The organism is Nocardia arthritidis NBRC 100137 (genome assembly GCF_001612765.1).
Taxonomy (GTDB): domain Bacteria; phylum Actinomycetota; class Actinomycetes; order Mycobacteriales; family Mycobacteriaceae; genus Nocardia; species Nocardia arthritidis.
Genome location: NZ_BDBB01000025.1, coordinates 88,871 through 109,866, shown reverse-complemented (window position 1 = coordinate 109,866; position 20,996 = coordinate 88,871). Strand labels below are relative to the sequence as shown.

Sequence of the window (20,996 nt, the reverse complement as noted above, 5' to 3'; positions counted from 1 at the left end):
TCATTCTTCGGTGCCTTCCAATCTCAGAACGCTGGTCACGGATGTGACGGATGCCATTTCCGCCAGGGCGGCCACGGTGTCCGCGAGCGCCGACTCCACTGCGTGGTGGGTCACCACGACGAGGCGCGCACCCGAGCCGTGCCCTTCTTGACGGACGGTCGAGATGCTCACCCCGTGATTGGCGAATTCGCCCGCCACCGCCGCCAGAACCCCAGGACGGTCCTCGACCTGCAGGTTGACGTGATAGCGGGTGGGCGTATCGCCGATCGGCGCGATCGGTAGCTCAGCATAAACCGATTCGCCCGGAGCGCGACCCCCGTAGAACTTGTTCCGGGCCGCCATCACCAGATCGCCGAGGACGGCGGAGGCGGTCGGAGCGCCGCCGGCGCCCTGCCCGTAGAACATCAGCCGCCCGGCGTTCTCCGCCTCCACGACAACCGCGTTGAAGGCCCCGGTCACCGCGGCCAGCGGGTGCTTGCGCGGAATGAGCGCGGGGTAGACGCGCACCGAGACGCGCTCTTTGCCGCCCTCCTCCGGCCCGGGCTCGCCGGGACCCGCGTCCACCCGCTCGCAGATGGCCAGCAGTTTGACCGTGCAGTCGAGCGCCGAGGCGGTCTCCAGATCCTCGGCGGAGATCCGCGAGATCCCCTCGCGGTACACGTCGGCGGCGGTGACCCGGGTGTGGAAGGCCAGCGAGGCGAGGATCGCGGCCTTGGCCGCGGCGTCGTAGCCCTCCACGTCGGCGGTCGGATCGGCTTCCGCGTAGCCCAGACGGGTGGCCTCGGCCAACGTCGCCGAGTAGTCGGCGCCGGTCTCGTCCATCGCCGAGAGGATGAAGTTGGTGGTGCCGTTGACGATGCCGACGACCCGGTTCACCCGGTCGCCCGCCAGCGACTGGATCAGCGGGCGCACGACGGGGATGGCGCCCGCGACGGCGGCCTCGAAGTACAGGTCGGCGCGGCTGCGCTCGGCGGCGGCGGCGAGTTCGCCGGTGTAGTCGGCCAGCAGTGCCTTGTTCGCGGTCACCACGGATTTGCCCGCGTTCAGCGCGGCCAGGATCAACCGGCGCGGCGGATCGATGCCGCCGATCACCTCCACCACCAGGTCGACGTCGTCACGGGCGACCAGCGCGTCGGCGTCGGTGGTCAACAGGCCCGCGGGAAGACCGCGGTCGGTGTCGAGGTTGCGTACCGCCACACCGCGTAGCACCACGGGGGCGCCGACGCGGGAACGCAGGTCCTCGGTGTGCTCGCGCAGGATGCGCACGACCTCGGTGCCGACATTGCCCATACCCAGGACCGCGACACCGATCGGGCGATCGGTCCCCCACGCACCCTTGTTCGCGTTCGCCGTCACGCTTCCACCTCCAAGCTGAGCAGGTCCGCCACCGTCTCCCGGCGCAGGATCAGGCGCGGCTGTCCGTCCCGCACCGCGACGACCGCGGGGCGGGTCAACTGGTTGTACCGGCTGGACATCGAGTAGCAGTACGCGCCGGTGGCGGCGACGGCGACCAGGTCGCCGGGGCCGACGTCGGCGGGCATCCAGGTGTCCCGGATGACGATGTCGCCGCTCTCGCAATGCTTTCCGACGACGCGCGCGACCACCGGCCCAGCCTGCGACGACCGCGAGACCAAGCGGCAGTCGTAGTCGGCCTGATACAGCGCGGGCCGGATGTTGTCGCTCATGCCGCCGTCGACGCTCACGTAGCGGCGGCGCAGACCGCCGTCCAGCGAGACGTCCTTGATGGTGCCCACCTCGTAGAGCGTCACCGTGCCGGGCCCCGCGATGGCGCGGCCCGGTTCCACCGCGATCACCGGCGTGGGCAGGCCCGCGCGTTCGGCTTCGGCCGCGACCAGTTCGCGCAGGTTCGCGGCGAACCGGTCCAGCGGCGGCGGGTCGTCCGACGGCAGATACGAGATACCCAGTCCGCCACCGAGATCCAGCGTCGCGATCTGCGCGGTGCGCTCGACGCCGAACTTGTCGATGGCCTCCCGCAGCAGGCCGAGCATGCGCCGCGCGGCGATCTCGAACCCATCGATCTCGAAGATCTGCGAGCCGATGTGGCTGTGCAGGCCGACCAGGCGCAGGTTGTCGGCGTCGAAGACGCGCGCGAGCGCCTCCATCGCGTCGCCGCCCGCGATCGAGAAGCCGAACTTCTGATCCTCGTGCGCGGTCGAGATGTATTCGTGGGTGTGGGCTTCCACCCCGACGGTGACCCGGACCAGCACGTCCTGCACCACGCCCGCGCGGATCGCGACGGCTTCCAGGCGCTCGATCTCGATGAGCGAGTCGACCACCACGTGGCCGACCCCGGCGGACACCGCGGCTTCCAGCTCCGCGACGGATTTGTTGTTGCCGTGCAAGGCGATTCGCTCGGCGGGGAAGCCCGCGTGCAACGCGATGGCCAGTTCGCCGCCGGAGCAGACGTCCAGGGCGAGGCCCTCGTCCCGGATCCAACGGGCGACCTCGCCGCACAGGAACGCTTTGGACGCGTAGTGGACTCGCGCGTTCGCCCCGAAGGCGCGCACCATGTCACGGCAGCGGGAACGGAAGTCGTCCTCGTCGACCACGAACAGCGGAGTGCCGAACCGCTCGGCCAGCTCGTACACCGGCACGCCCGCCAAGTGGACGACGCCGGCCTCGTCGCGAGTGGCGTTGCGCGGCCACACGTTGGCGGGCAGGTCGATCATCTGCTTCGGATCGCTCGGACGCTCCGGCAGGTTCGGCGCGTGCGGAATCTCGGCATGCCGGGGACCGGCGGGATGCGCGCTCATTCTCCCACCTCGCTGTGCTCGCTCACTGAGCCTTCCTTCCTAGCTGTGGTCGACCGGCCGGTCACATGCGCTCCGGCGCGCCGACGCCGAGCAGGGCCAAGCCGTTGGCCAGGACCTGGCGGGTCGCGTTGACCAGAGCGAGCCGGGCCGCGTTCGTCGGGGAGACGGGGTCGTCACCGAGCGGCAGGACGCGCAGGTTCTTGTTGGTCTGGAAACGGTGGTACGCGCCGGCCAGCTCCTCCAGGTAGCGGGCCACCCGGTGCGGTTCACGCAGGCTCGCCGCACCGGCCACCACGCGCGGGTACTCGCCGAGGGTGCGGATCAGCTCGCCTTCCTCCTCCGCCGACAGCAGCGCGAGCTCGGGGGTGACGGAGTCGTAATCGAACTCGGCGGCGTTGCGGGCGATGGACGCGGTCCGCGCGTGCGCGTACTGCACGTAGTAGACCGGGTTCTCGTTGCTCTGGCTGGCCCACAGGTTCAGGTCGATGTCGATGCTCGAGTTCACCGACGAGCGCACCAGCGAGTACCGCGCCGCGTCCACGCCGATCGCCTCGACCAGGTCGTCGAGCGTCACCACAGTGCCCGCCCGCTTGCTCATCTTCACCGCGACGCCGTCGCGCAGCAGGTTCACCATCTGCCCGATCAGCACCTCGACGGTCGCCGGATCGTCGCCGAACGCGGCCGCGGCGGCCTTCAGCCTGCCGATGTAACCGTGGTGGTCGGCGCCGAGCATGTAGATGCACAAGTCGAAGCCGCGGGAGCGCTTGTCCTGGAAGTAGGCGATGTCGCCTGCGATGTAGGCGGCTTTGCCGTCGCTCTTGAGGACCACCCGGTCCTGGTCGTCACCGTATTCCGAGCTGGCGATCCACCAGGCGCCGTCCTTCTCGTACAGGTCGCCGGAGTTCTTCAGCCGCTCCACGGCCTGCTCGACCGCGCCGGAGGCGAACAGCGAACTCTCGTTGAAGTAGACGTCGAAGTCGGTGCCGAACTCGTGCAGCGACTCCCTGATGTGCGCGAACATCAACTCGACGCCCTCGGCCCGGAACACCTCGAGGCGCTCGGCCTCCGGCTTGCTCAGCGCGTCCGGGTGCGCGGCCAGGATCTTGTCGGCGATCTCGCCGATGTAGGCGCCCGCGTATCCGTTTTCCGGGGTCGGCGCTCCGGTGGCCGCCGCGACCAGCGAGGCGGCGAACCGATCGATCTGCGCGCCGTGGTCGTTGAAGTAGTACTCGCGCACCACGTCGGCGCCCTGCGCGGCCAGAATGCGGCCCAGCGCGTCGCCGACCGAAGCCCACCGGGTTCCGCCCAGATGCACGGGACCGGTCGGGTTGGCCGAGACGAACTCGAGGTTGATGCGGGTGCCCTTCAGCGTCTCCGCGGTGCCGTACGCGGCGCCCGCGGCGAGTATCCGCTCGATGATCGCGCCCTGCGCGGAAGCCGCGAGGCGGATGTTCAGGAACCCGGGCCCGGCGACCTCGGCGGCGGCGACGCCGTCGGCCTCGGCCAGTGCGTCGGCCAGCCAGGTGGCCAGATCACGCGGCTTGGTTCCGGCGCGCTTGGCCACCTGCATCGCGACATTCGTGGCATAGTCGCCGTGTTCGGGGTTGCGGGGGCGTTCCACGGTGACCTCGTCGGGCAGGACCGCAGGGTCCAGTCCACGTTCGACAAGCACCTTCGCCGCTGTCGAGCGAAGGAGATCTGCAAGGTCAGCTGGAGTCACGAGTCTCTATCCTATGGTCTTGGCGGGTGTACACCTCGGGGTGGGCACTGCGCAGCCAGCGGATCCATCAACGTCGAAAGAGCACACTGAGCGATGCCTAGCAGTCCCAGCGCCAAATCGGCCAAGGCCGCCAAGGCCGCGGCGAAGTTGTCCGATCCCCGCAAGCGAGGCAGACGAGGACAGCTTCCGAAGAAGAAACGGCAGATCCCCTGGCCGGCCATCGGCGCGGCCGTAGTAATCATCGCATTGATCGGCGCACTGGCTTACAACCTGGTCCCCAAGTACCGGGAAAAGGCCGACCTGGACAAGTACACACCGAGCGCGCAGAAGAAGGACCCCTCCGACGGGATCGCGGGTGTGGTGAAGAAGGAATACCCCGCGGGTCTGCACATCGCGTCCAACCAGCGCGTGGCCTACGACCAGGCGCCGCCGTTCGGCGGTCCGCACGACCAGTCCTGGGCGACCTGCACCGGCGTGGTCTACAGCAAGCCGATCCGGGTGGAGAACGCGGTGCACTCGCTCGAGCACGGCGCGGTGTGGATCGCCTACAACCCGGACAAGGTGAACGCCGACGGCATCGCCACGCTGAAGGCGAAGGTCGAGGGCAAGCCGTACACGATGATGTCGCCTTACCCCGGCCTCGATTCCGCCGTCTCGCTGCAGTCCTGGGGTCATCAGCTGAAGCTGGACAGCCCGGACGACAAGCGCGTCGGCCAGTTCATCACCGCGCTGCGGCTGAACAACTACGCCTACCCCGAAGTGGGCGCCGACTGCTCGACCATCGTCTTCGACACCGACAACCCGCCGCCGTTCGACCCGACGCCGCCCGGACCGGACGCGGTTCCGATGGACGGCAAGGGCCTGCAGCAGGACCAGTCCGAGCTCGGTGGTGCGCCCGGCGGCCTGCCCGGTGTGCCCGGCGTTCCCGGTCTTCCCGGCCTGCCGGGCATGCCCGGCGCTCCGGTGCCCGCGCAGCCCGCGCCCGTCCAGCCCGCACCCGGCGCGGGGCAGTAGTGGCCGGCGATCGAAATCGCGCAGCCTCCGCTGCGCCCGGTGATCCCGAAGCCACCGGCTCGGGCCGAGGGAAAGCCGCGAGGTCCGGGGGTGGCGAAGCCACCGGGTCCGGCGACCGCGCGGCGTCTACCGAACCCGGCACTCGTGCGGTGACGGGGACCGGCGGTGGCGAAGTCATCGGGTCCGGCACGTCCGAAACCGTCGGCTCCGGCAGTTCGGAAAGCACCAGCTCCGGCGGTCGCGAAGCGTCGCGCGAAAGCACCGGAGTCGCCCAGGAGGCTCGTATTTCGGCCGACAAAGCACCTACCAGCTCCGACACGGGCGAAGCGCCAGCCGGATCCCACGATCGCGAAGCGACCGGATCGGATGCCCGCGAAGCACCGGCTGGGTCCGGCATCGGGGGACAGTTCCGCCGACAGCGCACCGCCCTGCTGACCCTCGGCATCATCGGAGCCATTCTCATCGGCTTCGCGATCGGCGTACTGGCCCGGATTCCGCTGGACAGGTCCCCGGAACCGGATCCGGGCCCGGTCGACGTCGGTTTCGGCCAGGACATGTCGGCGCATCACGCGCAGGCGGTCGAAATGGCGGGCGTGGTGCTGGTTCGTTCCACCGACACCGAGGTACGCCGTCTGGCCTACGACATCCTCACCACCCAGCAGAGCCAGATCGGGCGCATGCAGGGGTGGTTGCAGCTGTGGGGCGAACCGGCGCAGGGCGTAGACGGGTTCATGGGCTGGATGACCGAACCGATGGGCGGCCACGACCATGCCGGGTCGGACATGCCGCATCACTCCGGCCCGGTGTCCGCCATGCCCGGCATGGCCACGCCCGCCGAACTCGCCGCACTGCGCCAGGCCGCCGGCCCCGCCCTGGACACCAAGTTCCTACAGCTCATGCTGCGCCACCATCAGGGTGGGCTGTCGATGATCGACTACGCCGCCCAGCACGCCGCCACCACAGCGGTGCGCACCCTCGCCGAAACCATGGCCACAACCCAGCGCGGCGAATCCGACCTGATGACCACCATGCTCACCGCCCGAGGCGCCGCCCCCCTCCCCTGACCCGAAACCACACCGCCGCCCGCACTTTTTGGCGGACGGCCACCGATACGATAGGCTGACCCAGCCCGATCGGACCGCCTCCCCGGCCCCGAACGAGCCCTATCCCGCCCTCGTAGCTCAGGGGATAGAGCGTCTGCCTCCGGAGCAGAAGGCCGCAGGTTCGAATCCTGCCGAGGGCACGCACGACAAAGGCCCCGTGACCAGCACACTCGCTGGCAGGGGCCTTTTTCGTCTGCGACCTCAGCCTGCTTCGATGACACGAGATGACACAACCTCGCCCGAAGTCTTCGCCGCGAACGCCGCCGGACACCAGCGCTGAACCGTCAGGTGGCGGAACCACGATGACCGAGCAGATACTCCAGCATCCGAGCCGCGTGGGACTGCGTAGCCGAAGTCAGTCCAGTAAGCGGTGGCAGACGCTTGCGTCCGCGCCACGACCGTATGCCCGTTCGAAGTCCGCATAGTCCGGATCTACCTTGTCGTTCAGGTAGTACGGGACGAGAGCCGCCTCGACGCTGTTGCACACCCATGTCTCACCCGATCCGCTGTTCTGCATGCGGAAGGTGATCCAGTGGTGGCCGGTCAGAGGAGCGCCCGCCGAGGCCGTGCATTCGCGACCTTTGACGGAGCCGAAGTGCGGTAGGTCGATCGTATAGCCGCAGGTGTAGGTCGGCAGAACCTGCGCACCGGCGGCGGGGGCGGTCACCAGACCGGCGGTAGCGGCCAGCAGGAGTACCGGTAGTCCGAGACGGACCGTGCGGGTTGTGCTCATCGCGGTTCCTATTCGATATAGAAATGGGAAGTGACACTCACAGACAGCTGTCTCGCGCGCACCGCGCGTCAGATCGGGCGGCAGTTGCTCGCGTCCACCCCGGCGTTGAGCACCGCCTCCGCCTCGTGAGATCCCATTCCCGGATGAATCGGCTTGCCGAGGTACGGGAATGCGCCACCACACTCCCACTTCTCGCCGGTGACGCTGTTCTCCATCCTGACCGGATAGAAATAATTACCGTCCAGCGGAGCGCCTGGTGACGCCGCGCACCTGCGCGCTCGCATCGAGCTGAAAATCACCAAGTAGCTGGTGATGGGGGTGTACTTGCAGGTGTAGGTCGGCAGCGGAGGCTGCGCCACGGCGGCGGGAGCCGTCGCCAGACCAGCAGAAGCGGCCAGCACGAGCACGGGAAGTCCCAGGAGGGTCAGACGGGTTGTGATCATCAAGGCTCCTACGCGAGAACGAAATCGCTGTCGCACGACCCTTATCGACCGGCCTCGAGGAATCCTTAACGACTGGTAAACACGGCCGGTTGACCCGGCTTCCGTGCCGGGGCTTTCCGACTGGAGTGTCCTGCACCGGCTCACTGGGGATCGGCTACCTCGACCGACCGCGGAGCCGCCGCACTGCTCGCCGACGCCGCCGCGCCGCGGGATCCGCCGCCGGTCAAGGCGCCCGTGAAGCAGGTTGCCGAGTCCTATGCTCGATCGAACCCACCACGGACCACGCCCGCGGTGAAGGCGTCCCACTCGCTGGGCGTGAAGATCAGCGCCGGGCCGGTCGGGTTCTTCGAATCACGGATACCGACCATGCCTCCGGCCAGGTGGGCGACCTCGACGCAGTCGGCTCCACCACCGCTATGGCTCGATTTGAACCACCGGGCGCCGGTTAGGTCAACGGTCACGGTCGAACTCCCTTGCTATCTCTCGCAGTAGGTCTCTGCTCAGGCGGCTGTCCAAGCTCGACTGTTGGAGTACGGCGAACGCCTGGCGGAACCGCAGCACATCTGTCCGTTCCTCAAGGTACGCGCTACCGGTGTAGCTCTCGCAGTAGATGACTGGCGGCTCAGTGAATCTGCCTCGGACATCGGGAGCGAAGTCCAGGATGGTGAAGGGCGGAAGCGGCATCCCTACGGGAATTCCGGCATGAAACGGCAGAATCCGAAGTTCGATGTTGGAGAGAGTGCCGACGTCGGCAAGATGCCTCAGTTGCGGACTCATCACATTCCGGTCGCCGACGATGGTTCGCAGTACCGCCTCCTGGAGCACGAACAGCGCCTTCGTCGGCTGGCGCGAACGAGTCAGGATGTGCTGGCGTTGGACTCGAAGTTGCACACGACGGTCCAGTTCCTCGTCGCTATCCTCGGCAAAGTACCTCCGGTCGATGGCGCGCGCGTAATCGCGTGTTTGCAACAGGCCTGGTATCAGCAAGGGCTGGAATATCGCCAATTCCTCTGCGGCAGCCTCCAAACCGACGTACAAGTTGAACCACGTCGGAATCAGGTCTCCGTATGCGTGCCACCACGACTTCGCCGGAGTCTGCTCGGCCAGACCTTTGGCGACAGCCGTGTTCTCCTCACTCAGGCCATAGATCTCGCAGAGCCCTGAAACGTCGCGGATCCTGACCCTTTCGGTCAAACCGCGCTCCAGACGGCTGAGGGTCGATTTGTTCCACTCCATGAGGGAAGCGGCGCGTTCCAGCGTGAGCCCGGCCCCCTCCCGAGCCTCTTTCAGATATCTGCCGAGCTGCCTTCGCGGCAGTGTGCTGCCCGTATCCTCCGCGCGGTCGTCCGACATGCACGCCTCCCCTGCCGTTGCATTCCGAGCTCTCTGTTTGTTGCGGTCCGCGCAGATCGTAGGCGGCGTTGCACAACCGGAGCTGGCAATTTGCGCGAATTTGTGCACGTAATCCGTTGCCGGAACCGGGCATCCGCACTTCGCACATCCTTTGCCGCATGCCGTTGAACTTCCGACTCAGCAGAACTCAGGCGTACGTGCTGGCAGCACTCGAGCCGGGCGGAATCCTGTCCGTCGATGCGCTGGTGAAGACGGTGGACCTGGCCGGATGGCAGCTCCGCCGCACGTTGCCACAGCTCGAGTCGGCGGGGCTGATCGTGCATGCGGGGCTGATCAGCCGTCGCGGATACCAGATCACCCTCAGCGGCAGGCGGTTGCTCTCCACCTACGGCGGGATCGCCACTACGCGAGGGAGGGGCGACGTTGCGCCGCACGACATTTGGTGATCACACCGTTCTCTGGCAGATCGTCCGAGGGTCCCGGATCGCGATCGAATCCCTGATCGATTATGCCGCGACGACCCCGGCCTATCGGATGAGAATGGACGGCTCCATTGTCGATATCCCGAACGGCGCCCCCGGCGTGGTCTTCTTCGGCGAGGGCAACCACCGCCCCGACCTCGCCCAGGTTCGCGAGTGGTTCCCCAAACACTTCCACCTCTGGAACGCGGTGAAATCCGACTACTGGAACGCCGTAGCGCCCCGTCGATAACGCGAGTGGCACACCACCGAGAAGGCTACTCGACGTTTGCCTCAGCCGAGTGCCACTCGTCGATTCGGCCGCCGGGTGGCGATGCGCCGGTCGGTGGACGGTTTTGCGTTGTCGGGGCGCCTACTATGGCACCGCGTGAGGTTGTTGGTGCTGGCCGTCGGGGCGCGCACGATGCGGTGCAGCGGATGTCCGCCTACCTGGAGGAGCGTGAACAGTATTGGCTGACGGTGCGATTCGGCGCAGATCGGTACTGCGCTGGACCATGGCGGGGATCTTGGCGACGGTCGCGGGGCTCGGGATCGTACTGCTGGCCGAGATCACCGGAAATCGGCCGCCTTTCGATCCGGACGCGGTTCCGGGGACGCAAGTCGTTTGGGTGACAGCCCCGGCAGGCGCCGATCGCGGAACGTTGGAATTGTGGCAGCGGAACCGGTTTCGACGGTGGGAGCGTACGTTGGCGGTACCCGCCTGGGTGGGCTCCGCGGGGATTTCACGGGAGGCCAGAGAAGGGGCGGCGTATACGCCGGAGGGGACATTCGCGTTGACCGAAGGGTTCGGCCGGTTGCCCGATGCAGACGCGAAGCTTCCCTATCTGACAGTGGATGAGTCCGTGTGGTGGGTGTCCGATACGGCGAGCCCGCTGTACAACCAGGAATATCGGTGCGCCGAGGATGAGTGCCCCTTCGACACCGCGCTCAGCGAGAATCTCGGCCGGACCGACCCGCAATACAACTACGCACTGGTCATCGACTACAACCGCTTCCCGGTCGTGCCGAATCGGGGCTCGGCTTTCTTCGTCCATGTGGAGGTCGGCAGGCCGACGGCAGGGTGCGTCGCGGTCGGTGACGACGTCATGCGTACGCTGCTGAGCACCCTCGAGCCGTCGCGGAAGCCTGTTATCGGCATCTATGCGATCTGAATCCGTTGCCGCGACCAGCTCGGTGACGATGTTCGGTCGATCGACCGACCGACGGCGTTGGATACGTAGACGGAAGGGTTTCTCGAATTCCGCCGTGATATGAGCGAAGGGCCCCGGAAGCCGGAGCCCTTCTCGAATGGTGGGTGCCGCCTGCGATCAGAGGGTCACGACAAAGGTTCGGTGGGCTTGGCGGCGGACGTGAGGACACCGGCGTTGGTGAGGTAGGCGAATGCGGGGGCTGTCAGACCAGGCTGGAGAAAGTAGAAATGAGCCTTGGTGACGGTGCCGTTCTCGGTGGCGTCGCACAGGGCGTGCAGGGCGGTGGGGTCGACGGTGAGGGCGGTGAGCTTGCCCGCCTCGTAGTCCATCTCCACCCACTTCGCGTGGATGGCTGCGCTCATGACGCTGCCGGTGAAGCTCTCCCGGTCGGAAGCGGCGCTGAGGCTCAGTTCGAGGCCGTCGTCGAGGTCGGTCGGCGTGTGCTGCCAGCGGCCGAACTCCCACCAGCGCACGAAGCTGACCGGTCCGTCGACGCCGCCGGGCAGCTTTGCCGTCGGCTCCACCGAGCGCACCCAGGCGGGCGCCGCGGCAAGCGGATCGTAAGAGGTCCCGGCGACCTCGTTGTCCTCGTCCCGCCCGAATAGCAGCGCGCGGTCGCCGGGGTATCTGACCAGCGAGTACCAATTGCCCTCGCCGTCGTCGCTGATCAGCCGGCCGCCTTCCACGCCGGCCGTCTGCCCGATCTCCTGTCCGCTCGCGACCCGATCCGTGCGAGTGGCGGCGGTGATCACGTCCAAGACGGTCACGCGCGCCCACAGCACCTCGGGATGCGGCAACTGAAATCCCATGCCGGGCAACGTATCACCGGCCCCTTACGGCGACAACCGATCGGCAACCGGCCGGACAACCCGCTCGGCCGCGCGTGCCCACCCTGGCAAACAGGGGTGGACAGGGCGCTCACAGGGGCACCTTAGGCTCGGAAAGGAGGGGCAAATTCATAGCTACAACAGGGGGCTGGTGCAGCATTCCGCATGGCGAGTTCCGCCGACCTGGTGAACTCCGATCGCTCGGCGCGTCCGGAACGCAGCGCACGAATGACACCAGGTTCGAGAACACGCCCGTGGCGGGTCGCCGATCAGGCGGACTCCGGTTCGGAGCGCTCGGTGCGCCGGGGGCGCAGCGCGTAGGCCGGGATCAGTTGGTCGCGTACGTGCAGGTCCGGGCGACCGTCGGCGAACTGGATGCTGTAGGTCACCCGTCCCATCCAGTCTCCGTCGACGGTGGGGAACCAGTGCGTCAAGGTGCCGGGGCGCTCGCCGCGCATGATGACTCCCGCGCCGTTCACGTGCCGCGGGGTGCCGGGGTCGCGGACCAGGATGGCGTCCAGCCGCACCCACACCGGCCGCGGCGGGTAGGTCAGTGTCCGGTAGTAGTGGCCGGTCCTGTTCGGGTAGACCAGCTCCGGTCCCGTGCCTTCGGTTCGCGGCGTTTCATCGCTAATCGAACCCATGTTCGAATGTTAGCCGGACATATGCGGCAAGCACCAGGCAACCCGGCCTCGAATCGATGACATGACTCCGGCCACACGGCTATGGCAGTCGCGCCTGCCACGTTCTAATATGTTCGTTCTAGAACAATCACTTTAGAAGGAGTAGGACATGTCCGCTAAGAGCGAGGTCGTCAAGGGGTTCTACACCGCGACGCAGACGGGTGACGGACCTGCGATCCTGGCCCTGCTGCATCCGGAGTTCGAAGTGCGCACCGCCCCGGGCATGCCGTGCGGCGCGGGCGGCGCCTTCCACGGCCCGCTGGCGGCCATGGCGCGGATCTGGGGCGCGGTTGCCAGGGACTTCGACACCGCACCGTTCGACGAGACCTGGCAGGAAACCACGGACGGCACCATCGTGGTGACAGGTCACTATCGCGGCGCGGCCCGCGCCACCGGCCGCGAGTACGAGGCCGAGTTCGTGCACCTGTGGCAGGTCGACGACGAAGGCCGCATCACGCGACTGCACCAGTACACCGACACCGCGCGCTGGCACGCCGCATTGGCCGCCTGACGCCGCGGAAACCGTTCGTCGCGAGTCCGGACCCCCTGCAACGCATGGCCCCGTATCGCGGCCACCCGGTATCCACCGTCCCGTCCTCGATACCCCTCGCGTACCGAAGCCGACCGCTGCCCGTCGCCCGCCCGAACGATCCGACCCGTTTGGTTTCCGCTACCCCGGGCACGCCTTGGCGTAAAGATCCAGGCACCGGGGGTAGACCGGAGGACGAGATGGCTTATCCGCCGGGCGGGCAACCGCCGGATGATCGACCGCCCCACCCGCAACAGCCCTCGCCTGGCCACCCACCCCCCGAGCCCGGCCAGGTACCACCGGGCCAGGGCTATCCACCGCCCGAGCCCGGGCAGACACCTCCTGGCCCGGGCTATCCGCCCCCGGGGCAGTCACCCTCCGGCCCGGACTATCCGCCACCCGGCCCCGGGCAGCCCCCCTCGGCCCCTGGTTATCCGCCACCCGGCTACCCGCCCCGGGGATATCCGCCGCCGCCCAAGAAGGGTCACACCGGCTTGATCGTCGGCTTGGTGGCGATAGTCGCTCTGGTGATCGCGGGCGCGGTGATCGCGGGGGTGTTCCTGACCTCGCAGGGCAGAGGTCCGCTCGCCTCGGACGAGAAGCGGATCGAACTCGCGATTCGCGACTTCTACGAGACCCTCGACACGCGCGGCTTTCGCGCGGCGGCCGAGCAGGCGTGCGCGCACGAACGCGCCGCGTTCGAGGCGATGTCCGAGAGCGAGAAGAACGAATTCGACAGCACTTCGATTTCGGTCACGATCGATAGGATCGAGGACATCGTCGTCACCGGGGACACCGCGACCGCGAAGGTCACCGGCAAGCTGACCGTCGCGGTGCCCGGCGAGCAGCCCGATACCGAATCCAGCACGACCGAACATCTGACGAAAGAAGACGGTAAGTGGAAGGTCTGCTCCGCGGAGGGCACGCGCTGATCGCATGCACCCACGCATGAGTTGTTGCGGACCGAACCGCAGAACCGTTCTCGGGGCACTCGGCCTCGCCGCACTCCTCCCCTTCGCCGGTCGAACGAAAGCTCGGGCACTGCCGGACACGGCCGTCGCCACCGATCTGGAAGTCGTGACGATCACAGACACCTCGGTGATCCTCACCTGGACCACGCTGGCCCCCGACCCGGCAGGCCGGCTGATACCCGTCGACGCCGATACCCACGTGCGGATCGGTCCCGCCGATTCGACGCGCGCGCCGGTGCCGGTCTTCGCCGACGACCATCCGACGCCGTTCCACTATGCCGAGATCGGCGGACTCGAACCGGGCCGCGCCTACCGCTTCGAAGCCTGGTCGGCGGGTCTGCGCGCGACGCCCGCACTATCGCTCACCACGTCCGATCCCGCCGCGCCGGAAGCACGCGGCGAGTTCACCACCCTGGTCCCACCGCCCGGCCGCAGGCTGCGCACGCTGGCGCTGGCCAACGACGTGCACTTCGGCGAGCAGGTCAGCGGGCTGATCGTCGGCGACCTGCCGGCCGGCTTCCGGCAGGGCCCCGGCCTCGCGCCCTACCCCGAGGTGATGCTGGCCGCGGTGCTGGACGACCTGCGCCGTCCCGACCGAGGAGCCGAACTGCTGCTGCTCGCGGGCGACCTGACCGCCGAAGCCTCCGAGCTCGACACCCGCACGGTGCGGGCCCTCCTCGACGGGTGGGGGGCGCTCGGCCGCGACTACCTCGCCGTGCGCGGCAATCACGACCGGCCGCACATGGGCGGCGAGTACGCCGGTTGCGCCCCCGCGCCCGCCGACCACCGCGACTGCTGGGCCGATGCCTTCTCCGCGCGCCAGCAACTCGTCGAGCACGAGGTGGGCGGGCTGCGGGTGCTGGGATTGGATACCAGCAGCCTGGACGGCGCGGGCGGGTCCATCGAGCGCGCGCAATTCGATCATCTCGCCGAACGTCTGCGCGCCGATCCGGACCGGCCGACACTGCTGTTCGGCCACCATCCGGTCACGACCGAGTCCGGGCTGACCAACCTCGCCGGGCCGGGCTTCGTGCTCGACGGGCGCGACAGCGGCGAACTGCAAGCGCTCTATGCCCGCTCCCCCGGCGTCTTCCTGCAGCACAGCGGCCACACCCACCGCAACCGCCGTACCAGGCCGGACGTGCCGTGCGCGGTGGAGTTCCTCGAGGTCGCCGCGGTCAAGGAGTATCCGGGCGGCTACAGCCTGCTGCGCCTCTACGAGGGCGGCTACATGGTCAACTTCTACAAGACCCGCACCGAGGACGCGCGTCGCTGGAGCGCGCTCACCCGCGGCGAGTACTTCGGACTGCTTCCGGATTACACACTCGGCACCTGCGCCGATCGCAATCACGTTGTGCTGCGCGATTTCTCGGGGCTGCGGTAGCGGGCGTGCGGGTTCGCTACATCCGGGAAACGTTTGCGCACGTCGGACACTGTATCTTTCTTAGGTAAGGCTCAACAATGCAACGGGGAACGCGGTCGGAAGGACGAGGATGAAGCCGGTCAGATGGAAGACGATTGCCGTTGGATTGGTCCTCGCGATGACGGCGCTGGGCAGCACGGCTTGCTCGAATTCCTCCGACGACGCGAACGAGATCACCGTCTACAACGCGCAGCACGAGTCGCTCACCAAGGAATGGGCCGACGGGTTCACCAAGGAAACCGGCATCAAGGTGACGTTGCGCCAGGGCGGTGACACGGCGCTGGGCAACCAGCTGGTCGCCGAGGGTGCGGCCTCGCCCGCCGACGTCTTCCTCACCGAGAACTCCCCCGCCATGGCGCTGGTGGAGAACGCGGGCCTGTTCGCCGACGTGAACGCCGGGACGCTGGAGCAGGTGCCCCCGCAGTTCCGTCCGTCCACCGGCAAGTGGACCGGCGTGGCCGCGCGCTCGACGGTTTTCGTCTACAACAAGAACAAGGTCCAGTCAGGCCAATTGCCTGCCTCACTGCTCGACCTGGCGCAACCGCAGTGGAAGGGGCGCTGGGGCGCGGGCGTTTCCGGCGCCGACTTCCAGGCCATCGTCGCCGCCCTGCTCGCGCTGAAGGGTGAGGACGCCACCCGCGCCTGGCTGAAGGGCATGAAGGAGAACGCGACGCCGTTTCCGAACAACGTCGCCACCATGAAGGCGGTCAATTCCGGCAGCCCGGACGGTGGCGTCATCTACCACTACTACTGGTACCGCGACCAGGCGAATACGAAGGAGAGCAGCGCCGACACCGCCCTGCACTACTTCAGGAACCAGGACCCGGGCGCCTTCGTCAGCGTCTCCGGCGGCGGCGTGCTGAAGGCGAGCAAGAAGCAGGAGGCGGCGCAGAAGTTCCTGGCGTTCATCGTCGGCAAAGCGGGGCAAGAGGTGTTGCGGGACGGCACGTCGCTGGAATACCCGGTCGCCAGTGGCGTGGCCGCGAACCCGGCGCTGCCGCCGCTGGCCGACCTCCAGGCTCCGGCGATCGACCCGTCGAAGCTCGATTCGAAGAAGGTCACGCAGCTGATGACCGAAGCCGGTCTGCTGTAGCCGTGGCGCTCCGGAACGTCGTCGCCGCGCCCCGGGTCGGCAGACCGGGGCCGGTGGTCACGGGCGTCGCCCTCCTGCTGGTGGCGGCGACATTCGTGCCGCTCGGATACATCGTTTCGACCGTCTTCTCCACTGGAGTCGATCAGGCGGCAGAACTGGTGTTCCGGCCCAGAGTCGGTGAGCTGCTGAGTAATACGGCCGCGCTGGTGGCGTGCACCGTGCCGATCTGCGTGGCGCTCGGCGTCGGGCTGGCCTGGGTGGTGGAACGCACCGACGTACCGGGGAAGTCGTGGTGGGGGCCGGTTTTCGCGACTCCGCTGGCGGTGCCCGCCTTTGTCAACAGCTACGCCTGGGTCAGCGTCTTCCCGACCATGCACGGTCTTCGGGCGGGGGTGGTGATCTCCACGATGTCCTATTTCCCGCTGGCCTATCTGCCCGCCGCCGCTACGCTGCGCCGCCTGGATCCGGCGGTGGAGGAGTCGGCACGGGCGCTGGGCTCGGGGCCGGTCGCGGTATTCGCGCGGATCGTGCTACCGCAGCTGCGCTTGGCCATCCTCGGTGGCGGGCTGCTCATCGGGCTGCATCTGCTCGCCGAGTACGGCGCCTTCGTGATGGTCCGGTTCGACACGTTCACCACGGCCATCTTCGAGCAGTACCAGTCCAGCTTCGCCGGTCCGGCGGGCAGCATGCTGGCCGGTGTGCTCGTGCTGTGCTGCCTGACGCTGCTCGGAGCCGAGGCAGGACTGCGCGGCCGGGCGCGCTACGCGCGGATCGGCAGCGGCGCTCCGCGCGCCGCGGCCCGGATCCGGTTGGGCTCGGGCACGTTACCGGTTCTGGCCGCGCTCGTCGCGGTGACGGCGGCCGCGCTGGGCGTGCCGCTGTGGACCATCGGGCGCTGGCTGCGCATCGGCGGAGCGGCGGTGTGGGATGTCAGCGACATCGGCGACGCGCTCGGGCAGACGGTCGGCCTCGCGGCCGTCGCCGCGCTGCTCACCACCCTGTGCGCGTTCCCGGTGGCGTGGATCGCGGTGCGTTCCACCTCGGCGTTCGCGCGGCTGGTCGAGGGCGCCAACTACGTCACCAGCTCGTTGCCCGGCATCGTGATCGCGCTGGCCATGGTGACCGTGACGATCCGCTGGGCGCCCGCGCTCTACCAGACGGCGGGCATGGTGATCGCCGCCTATCTCCTGCTGTTCCTGCCCCGTGCCCTGGTCAGCGTGCGGGCCGGGCTCGCCCAGGTGCCGGTCGGCTTGGAGGAGGCGTCCCGTTCGCTGGGTAAGTCGGCACCCGCGACGTTCTTCCTGGTCACGCTGCGTCTCGCGGCGCCGGCCGCGGCCGCCGCCGCCGCACTGGTGTTCGTCGCGGTGGCCACCGAGCTGACCGCCACCCTCTTGCTGGCGCCCAACGGGACTCGCACGCTGGCGATGCGGTTCTGGGGCCTGTCCGGCGAGTTGGATTACGCCGCCGCCGCCCCGTACGCCCTGATCATGATCGTCGCCGCCGTGCCCATGACGTACTTGCTGTTCACCAACTCGCAGAAGGCGGCCGGGATATGAGTCGCGTTGTCGTCACCGGTGTGTCGAAGACCTTCGGTCACACCCGGGTTCTCGGTGGCATCACCCTGGACGTGCCGAACCGCACCGCCACCGCCGTGGTCGGGTCGTCCGGATGCGGCAAGACCACGCTGCTGCGCGTGATCGCCGGATTCGAGTCGCCGGACACCGGTTCGGTGTCGATCGGGATGGAAACCGTTGTCGGAGAACGAGTCTCGGTGCCACCGCAGCGTCGCAACATCGGCTACGTCGCCCAGGACGGGGCGCTGTTCCCGCATCTGACCGTCGGCCAGAACATCGCCTACGGCCTGCCCGGCTCGGCCCGCCGCAACCACCGGCGGGTGCGCGAACTGCTGGAGATGGTGTCGCTGCACGCGTCCTACGCCGACCGGCGGCCGCATCAGCTCTCCGGCGGCCAGCAGCAGCGCGTGGCCCTGGCCCGCGCACTGGCGCGCAAGCCGTCGGTGATGCTGCTGGACGAGCCGTTCAGCGCGCTGGACGCGGGCTTGCGCGCCACGACCAGGCAGGCCGTGGCCGACACGCTGCGCGAGGCGGGCATGACCAGCATCCTGGTGACCCACGACCAGGAGGAGGCGCTGAGTTTCGCCGAACAGGTCGCGGTGATGCGGGAGGGACGCTTCACCCAGGTCGGGACGCCGGAGGAGGTCTACGCCGCGCCGAAGGACCTGTTCACCGCCCGGTTCCTCGGCGATTGCGTGCTGCTGGAGGCGGTGGTCGAGGCCGATGTGGCCAAGTGCGCACTGGGCCGGATTCCGGTGCAGCACAACGCCGCGAGCGGACCGGCCACCGTCATGCTGCGACCGGAACAGCTCGTCGCCCAGATCGCTTCGGAGAACGAGTCGGAGAGCGGCCGGATCAGCGCCGTCGACTTCCGTGGCGCCGATGTCATCCTGACCATCGACCTGGACGGCGCGAGCACTCCCATCCGGGTACGCCGCGCCAGCGCCGCCGCCCCTGTCACCGGGCAGCGGGTGCGACTCGAAGTGGTCGGCACGGGCGTGGCGTACGCCGAACCGAACGACGCCGCCTGAAAAGGCGCGCTGCAGGGGGAACCCGGCGTACCGGGTAGAGGTGTGCCTCGAAATGCTCGGCTCGGCGATGACGTGCACCGAGCCGAGCACCGAGGACACTTGGAGCGAGCGGCGGGAATCGAACCCGCGTTAACGGCTTTGCAGACCGTTGCCTAAACCACTCAGCCACGCCCGCCTCGCCCTAGATAGTGCCCCCGGCGGGTAGTCCCGGCCTACCATTGCGCTCACGGTGATCCGAAGCCTGGTCGGATGTCCCCGTCCGGCCGTGGCGGCATGGAATGATCGGAACATGTCTCGGCCACGCCCGCTTCCGAACGACCCGATCGAGGAGGCCCACCGCCAGTGGGTCGGCCACGGCTGGGGAGATGTCGCCGACGGGATGGCCGCGGTGACGTCACTGGTGCGGGCTCAGCAAATCGTGATGGCGCGGGTGGACGAGGCGCTCAAACCCACCGGCTTGACCTTCTCCCGCTACGAGCTGCTCATGCTGCTCAATTTCAGCAAAACCGGCGCGCTGCCGATGGCGAAGGCCAGCGCACGCTTGCAGGTGCACCCCACCAGCGTCACCAACACCGTGGACCGGCTGGAGGCGGCGAAGCTCGTCGAGCGCGTACCGCATCCCAGCGACCGGCGCGCTACTCTGATCGAAATCACCGACGCCGGACGGGAATTGGTGGCGAAGGCGACCGAGGAACTCAACGCGAAGGTTTTCGCGCTCCCCGGACTCCCCCCGGAACGACTGCACACTCTGCTGCAATTGCTCGCCGAATTCCGACACGCCGCGGGCGACTTCGACACCGCGGAGGGAACGGCGCGCTGGTCGGCTACGGCCATAGACTGATTCGACGTACCGGTCGGTCGCATACCCGGTGCGACCGACCGGCGGGTGACGATCGGGCATCCAACCGGCGAATTGCCGGGCATGCCGTCTTGGCAGCGGAAGCGAAAAGGTCCACCATGTAAATCATGGTGCTGGTCTTGGGGGTATCGGCGGGCGCTGGCGGCGCCCATGCGATGCTGACACACTCCGATCAGCCACACCTACCCCCGATCGATCGCTGCGAAGTGCCGCGCCGGGCGGGCGGCGGTGTCGAGGAATCGGTCTTCGAGGCGATCCGCCGGATGAACGGCGCCGCCGACCGGCGTGACGAGCTGATCTCGGGCACGGCGGTGACGTGCCGCTGTCCGCTGCACGCCGACGCCATCCGCGCGGGCGTGCGCGGCCGCGGCGTGACCATCGTCGACGAACCCCTCGCCCAGCTGCGCTATCTGCGCTTCACCGGGCAACTGCCGGACAGCGGATCGGTGATCCTCTACGACCTGGGCAGCTCGGGGCTGACCATCACGCATGTCGATTGCCGCACCGACGCGATCCTGTCCAGCAAGCGCAGCACGGTGCTCGGTGGCGACGGCTACGACGCGCTGCTGCGCTGGCGGCTGGCCCGCGACGGCGTGCTCACCGACACGCCGACCATCCGGCGCCACCGCGAGGAATTGAGCGAGGCCAGGGTGGTCACAGCCATCGACGACGGCACCGGCGACCGGGCCGTCGTCACCCGCAGCGACCTGGCCGAACTGTGCGCGGCGGGCATCCATCACTCGGTGTCGTTCGTGCGGCAGATCATCGACGAGACCGGTGTGCGGCCGGAAGCCATGGTGCTGCTCGGCGGCTGCACGCGCAGCCCGAGCATTCGCGCCGAACTGGCGGAACTGATCGACCTGCCGATCGTCTACGACCCCGAGCCCGAGTTCGTCTCCGCGCGCGGCGCCGTGCTGCTCGCCGCCGAACGAAGGGGCGGCGACGTGCGGATGGCCCGGCTGCGCGCCGGAGCCACCCTCGTCCCGGTCGCCGTCGACCGGCGAAAACTCATCGCGGCGGCCGCGGTCACCGTCGCCCTGGGCGCCACCATCGCCGGACTGCTCGCCGCGGAGAAGGACGCGCCGACGCCGGAGGGCAACAAGGTGCCCCCGCCCGCGGAGATCGTCGCGCCCACATCGGGGCCCTTCGGATAACTCGCGACGAACCCGCCCCGCCGAGGGGATCGGCCGGGCGGGT

General features: G+C 68.3%; 22 protein-coding genes and 2 tRNA genes. 14 read left to right on the top strand and 10 right to left on the bottom strand.

Annotation, left to right across the window (positions count from 1 at the left end):
* The 3 genes from NA8_RS19445 to argS all read right to left on the bottom strand — a co-directional run bounded on the left by NA8_RS19445 (position 1) and on the right by argS (position 4,494).
* On the bottom strand, positions 1 to 1,356 hold the full coding sequence (locus NA8_RS19445; RefSeq protein ID WP_084466920.1) for a homoserine dehydrogenase: 1,356 nt from the start codon (positions 1,354 to 1,356) through the stop codon (positions 1 to 3).
* Positions 1,353 to 2,774, bottom strand: coding sequence for a diaminopimelate decarboxylase (gene lysA / locus NA8_RS19440; RefSeq protein WP_063051789.1), 1,422 nt, complete (start codon positions 2,772 to 2,774; stop codon positions 1,353 to 1,355). Before lysA ends, NA8_RS19445 begins: the two co-directional genes overlap by 4 nt.
* A gap of 61 nt (positions 2,775 to 2,835) precedes the next feature.
* Complete coding sequence (gene argS, locus NA8_RS19435) at positions 2,836 to 4,494, bottom strand: arginine--tRNA ligase (protein WP_063051788.1); 1,659 nt, start codon at positions 4,492 to 4,494, stop codon at positions 2,836 to 2,838.
* Positions 4,495 to 4,587: 93 nt separating this feature from the next.
* Here argS and NA8_RS19430 point away from each other — a divergent pair, with 93 nt between their 5' ends.
* The 3 genes from NA8_RS19430 (at position 4,588) to NA8_RS19420 (ending at position 6,751) form a co-directional block, all read left to right on the top strand.
* Entirely contained in the window at positions 4,588 to 5,508 is a 921-nt protein-coding gene (locus tag NA8_RS19430) for a thioredoxin-like domain-containing protein (protein ID WP_063051787.1), read from the top strand.
* 395 nt (positions 5,509 to 5,903) lie between these two features.
* On the top strand, positions 5,904 to 6,572 hold the full coding sequence (locus NA8_RS19425) for a DUF305 domain-containing protein (RefSeq protein WP_063051817.1): 669 nt from the start codon (positions 5,904 to 5,906) through the stop codon (positions 6,570 to 6,572).
* 106 nt (positions 6,573 to 6,678) lie between these two features.
* Positions 6,679 to 6,751: transfer RNA gene (locus NA8_RS19420), tRNA-Arg, on the top strand.
* A 215-nt stretch (positions 6,752 to 6,966) separates the two neighbouring features.
* On the opposite strand, the gene NA8_RS19415 is transcribed toward NA8_RS19420, so the two are convergent.
* The 4 genes from NA8_RS19415 to NA8_RS19400 all read right to left on the bottom strand — a co-directional run bounded on the left by NA8_RS19415 (position 6,967) and on the right by NA8_RS19400 (position 9,140).
* Entirely contained in the window at positions 6,967 to 7,344 is a 378-nt protein-coding gene (locus NA8_RS19415; protein ID WP_063051786.1) for a hypothetical protein, read from the bottom strand.
* Between the two features lie 68 nt (positions 7,345 to 7,412).
* A complete protein-coding gene (locus NA8_RS19410; protein ID WP_063051785.1) occupies positions 7,413 to 7,787 on the bottom strand; it encodes a hypothetical protein in 375 nt (124 codons plus the stop codon).
* A 254-nt stretch (positions 7,788 to 8,041) separates the two neighbouring features.
* Positions 8,042 to 8,248, bottom strand: a complete 207-nt coding sequence (locus tag NA8_RS19405) for a DUF397 domain-containing protein (RefSeq protein WP_063051784.1) — start codon at positions 8,246 to 8,248, stop codon at positions 8,042 to 8,044.
* The gene (locus NA8_RS19400) at positions 8,238 to 9,140 is read right to left on the bottom strand and encodes a helix-turn-helix domain-containing protein (RefSeq protein ID WP_063051783.1); all 903 of its coding nucleotides are present in this window, start codon (positions 9,138 to 9,140) and stop codon (positions 8,238 to 8,240) included. The genes NA8_RS19405 and NA8_RS19400 overlap by 11 nt, the downstream gene beginning before the upstream one ends.
* Positions 9,141 to 9,298: 158 nt before the next feature.
* Here NA8_RS19400 and NA8_RS19395 point away from each other — a divergent pair, with 158 nt between their 5' ends.
* From NA8_RS19395 to NA8_RS19390, 3 genes are all read left to right on the top strand, one after another.
* Positions 9,299 to 9,586: a hypothetical protein gene (locus NA8_RS19395; protein ID WP_063051782.1), complete on the top strand. Its 288-nt coding sequence runs from the start codon at positions 9,299 to 9,301 to the stop codon at positions 9,584 to 9,586.
* Between the two features lie 94 nt (positions 9,587 to 9,680).
* Positions 9,681 to 9,851: a hypothetical protein gene (locus tag NA8_RS33855; RefSeq protein WP_157106786.1), complete on the top strand. Its 171-nt coding sequence runs from the start codon at positions 9,681 to 9,683 to the stop codon at positions 9,849 to 9,851.
* A gap of 217 nt (positions 9,852 to 10,068) precedes the next feature.
* Positions 10,069 to 10,770, top strand: a complete 702-nt coding sequence (locus NA8_RS19390; protein ID WP_157106785.1) for a L,D-transpeptidase family protein — start codon at positions 10,069 to 10,071, stop codon at positions 10,768 to 10,770.
* Positions 10,771 to 10,934: 164 nt separating this feature from the next.
* Here NA8_RS19390 and NA8_RS19385 read toward each other — a convergent pair whose 3' ends face one another.
* Both NA8_RS19385 and NA8_RS19380 read right to left on the bottom strand, forming a co-directional pair.
* On the bottom strand, positions 10,935 to 11,618 hold the full coding sequence (locus NA8_RS19385) for a hypothetical protein (protein WP_063051781.1): 684 nt from the start codon (positions 11,616 to 11,618) through the stop codon (positions 10,935 to 10,937).
* Positions 11,619 to 11,905: 287 nt separating this feature from the next.
* Positions 11,906 to 12,280 carry a hypothetical protein gene (locus NA8_RS19380; protein ID WP_063051780.1) on the bottom strand — a complete coding sequence of 125 codons (375 nt, stop codon included), beginning with the start codon at positions 12,278 to 12,280 and terminating at the stop codon, positions 11,906 to 11,908.
* 148 nt (positions 12,281 to 12,428) lie between these two features.
* On the opposite strand from NA8_RS19380, the gene NA8_RS19375 reads away from it, so the two are divergent.
* The 6 genes from NA8_RS19375 (at position 12,429) to NA8_RS19350 (ending at position 18,940) form a co-directional block, all read left to right on the top strand.
* A complete protein-coding gene (locus tag NA8_RS19375; protein ID WP_063051779.1) occupies positions 12,429 to 12,830 on the top strand; it encodes a nuclear transport factor 2 family protein in 402 nt (133 codons plus the stop codon).
* A 44-nt stretch (positions 12,831 to 12,874) separates the two neighbouring features.
* The gene (locus tag NA8_RS35920; protein WP_439957402.1) at positions 12,875 to 13,780 is read left to right on the top strand and encodes an Rv0361 family membrane protein; all 906 of its coding nucleotides are present in this window, start codon (positions 12,875 to 12,877) and stop codon (positions 13,778 to 13,780) included.
* Between the two features lie 145 nt (positions 13,781 to 13,925).
* Positions 13,926 to 15,203 carry a metallophosphoesterase family protein gene (locus tag NA8_RS19365; RefSeq protein ID WP_245663909.1) on the top strand — a complete coding sequence of 426 codons (1,278 nt, stop codon included), beginning with the start codon at positions 13,926 to 13,928 and terminating at the stop codon, positions 15,201 to 15,203.
* Between the two features lie 109 nt (positions 15,204 to 15,312).
* Entirely contained in the window at positions 15,313 to 16,335 is a 1,023-nt protein-coding gene (locus tag NA8_RS19360; RefSeq protein ID WP_063051776.1) for an iron ABC transporter substrate-binding protein, read from the top strand.
* Positions 16,336 to 16,337: 2 nt separating this feature from the next.
* A complete protein-coding gene (locus NA8_RS19355; RefSeq protein ID WP_063051775.1) occupies positions 16,338 to 17,891 on the top strand; it encodes an ABC transporter permease in 1,554 nt (517 codons plus the stop codon).
* Entirely contained in the window at positions 17,888 to 18,940 is a 1,053-nt protein-coding gene (locus NA8_RS19350; protein ID WP_063051774.1) for an ABC transporter ATP-binding protein, read from the top strand. Before NA8_RS19355 ends, NA8_RS19350 begins: the two co-directional genes overlap by 4 nt.
* A gap of 100 nt (positions 18,941 to 19,040) precedes the next feature.
* On the opposite strand, the gene NA8_RS19345 is transcribed toward NA8_RS19350, so the two are convergent.
* A tRNA-Cys gene (locus NA8_RS19345) sits at positions 19,041 to 19,115 on the bottom strand.
* 114 nt (positions 19,116 to 19,229) lie between these two features.
* Here NA8_RS19345 and NA8_RS19340 point away from each other — a divergent pair.
* Complete coding sequence (locus NA8_RS19340) at positions 19,230 to 19,781, top strand: MarR family winged helix-turn-helix transcriptional regulator (protein ID WP_063051773.1); 552 nt, start codon at positions 19,230 to 19,232, stop codon at positions 19,779 to 19,781.
* Positions 19,782 to 19,906: 125 nt separating this feature from the next.
* Complete coding sequence (locus tag NA8_RS19335) at positions 19,907 to 20,953, top strand: Hsp70 family protein (RefSeq protein ID WP_063051772.1); 1,047 nt, start codon at positions 19,907 to 19,909, stop codon at positions 20,951 to 20,953.
* Positions 20,954 to 20,996 lie beyond the last annotated feature (43 nt).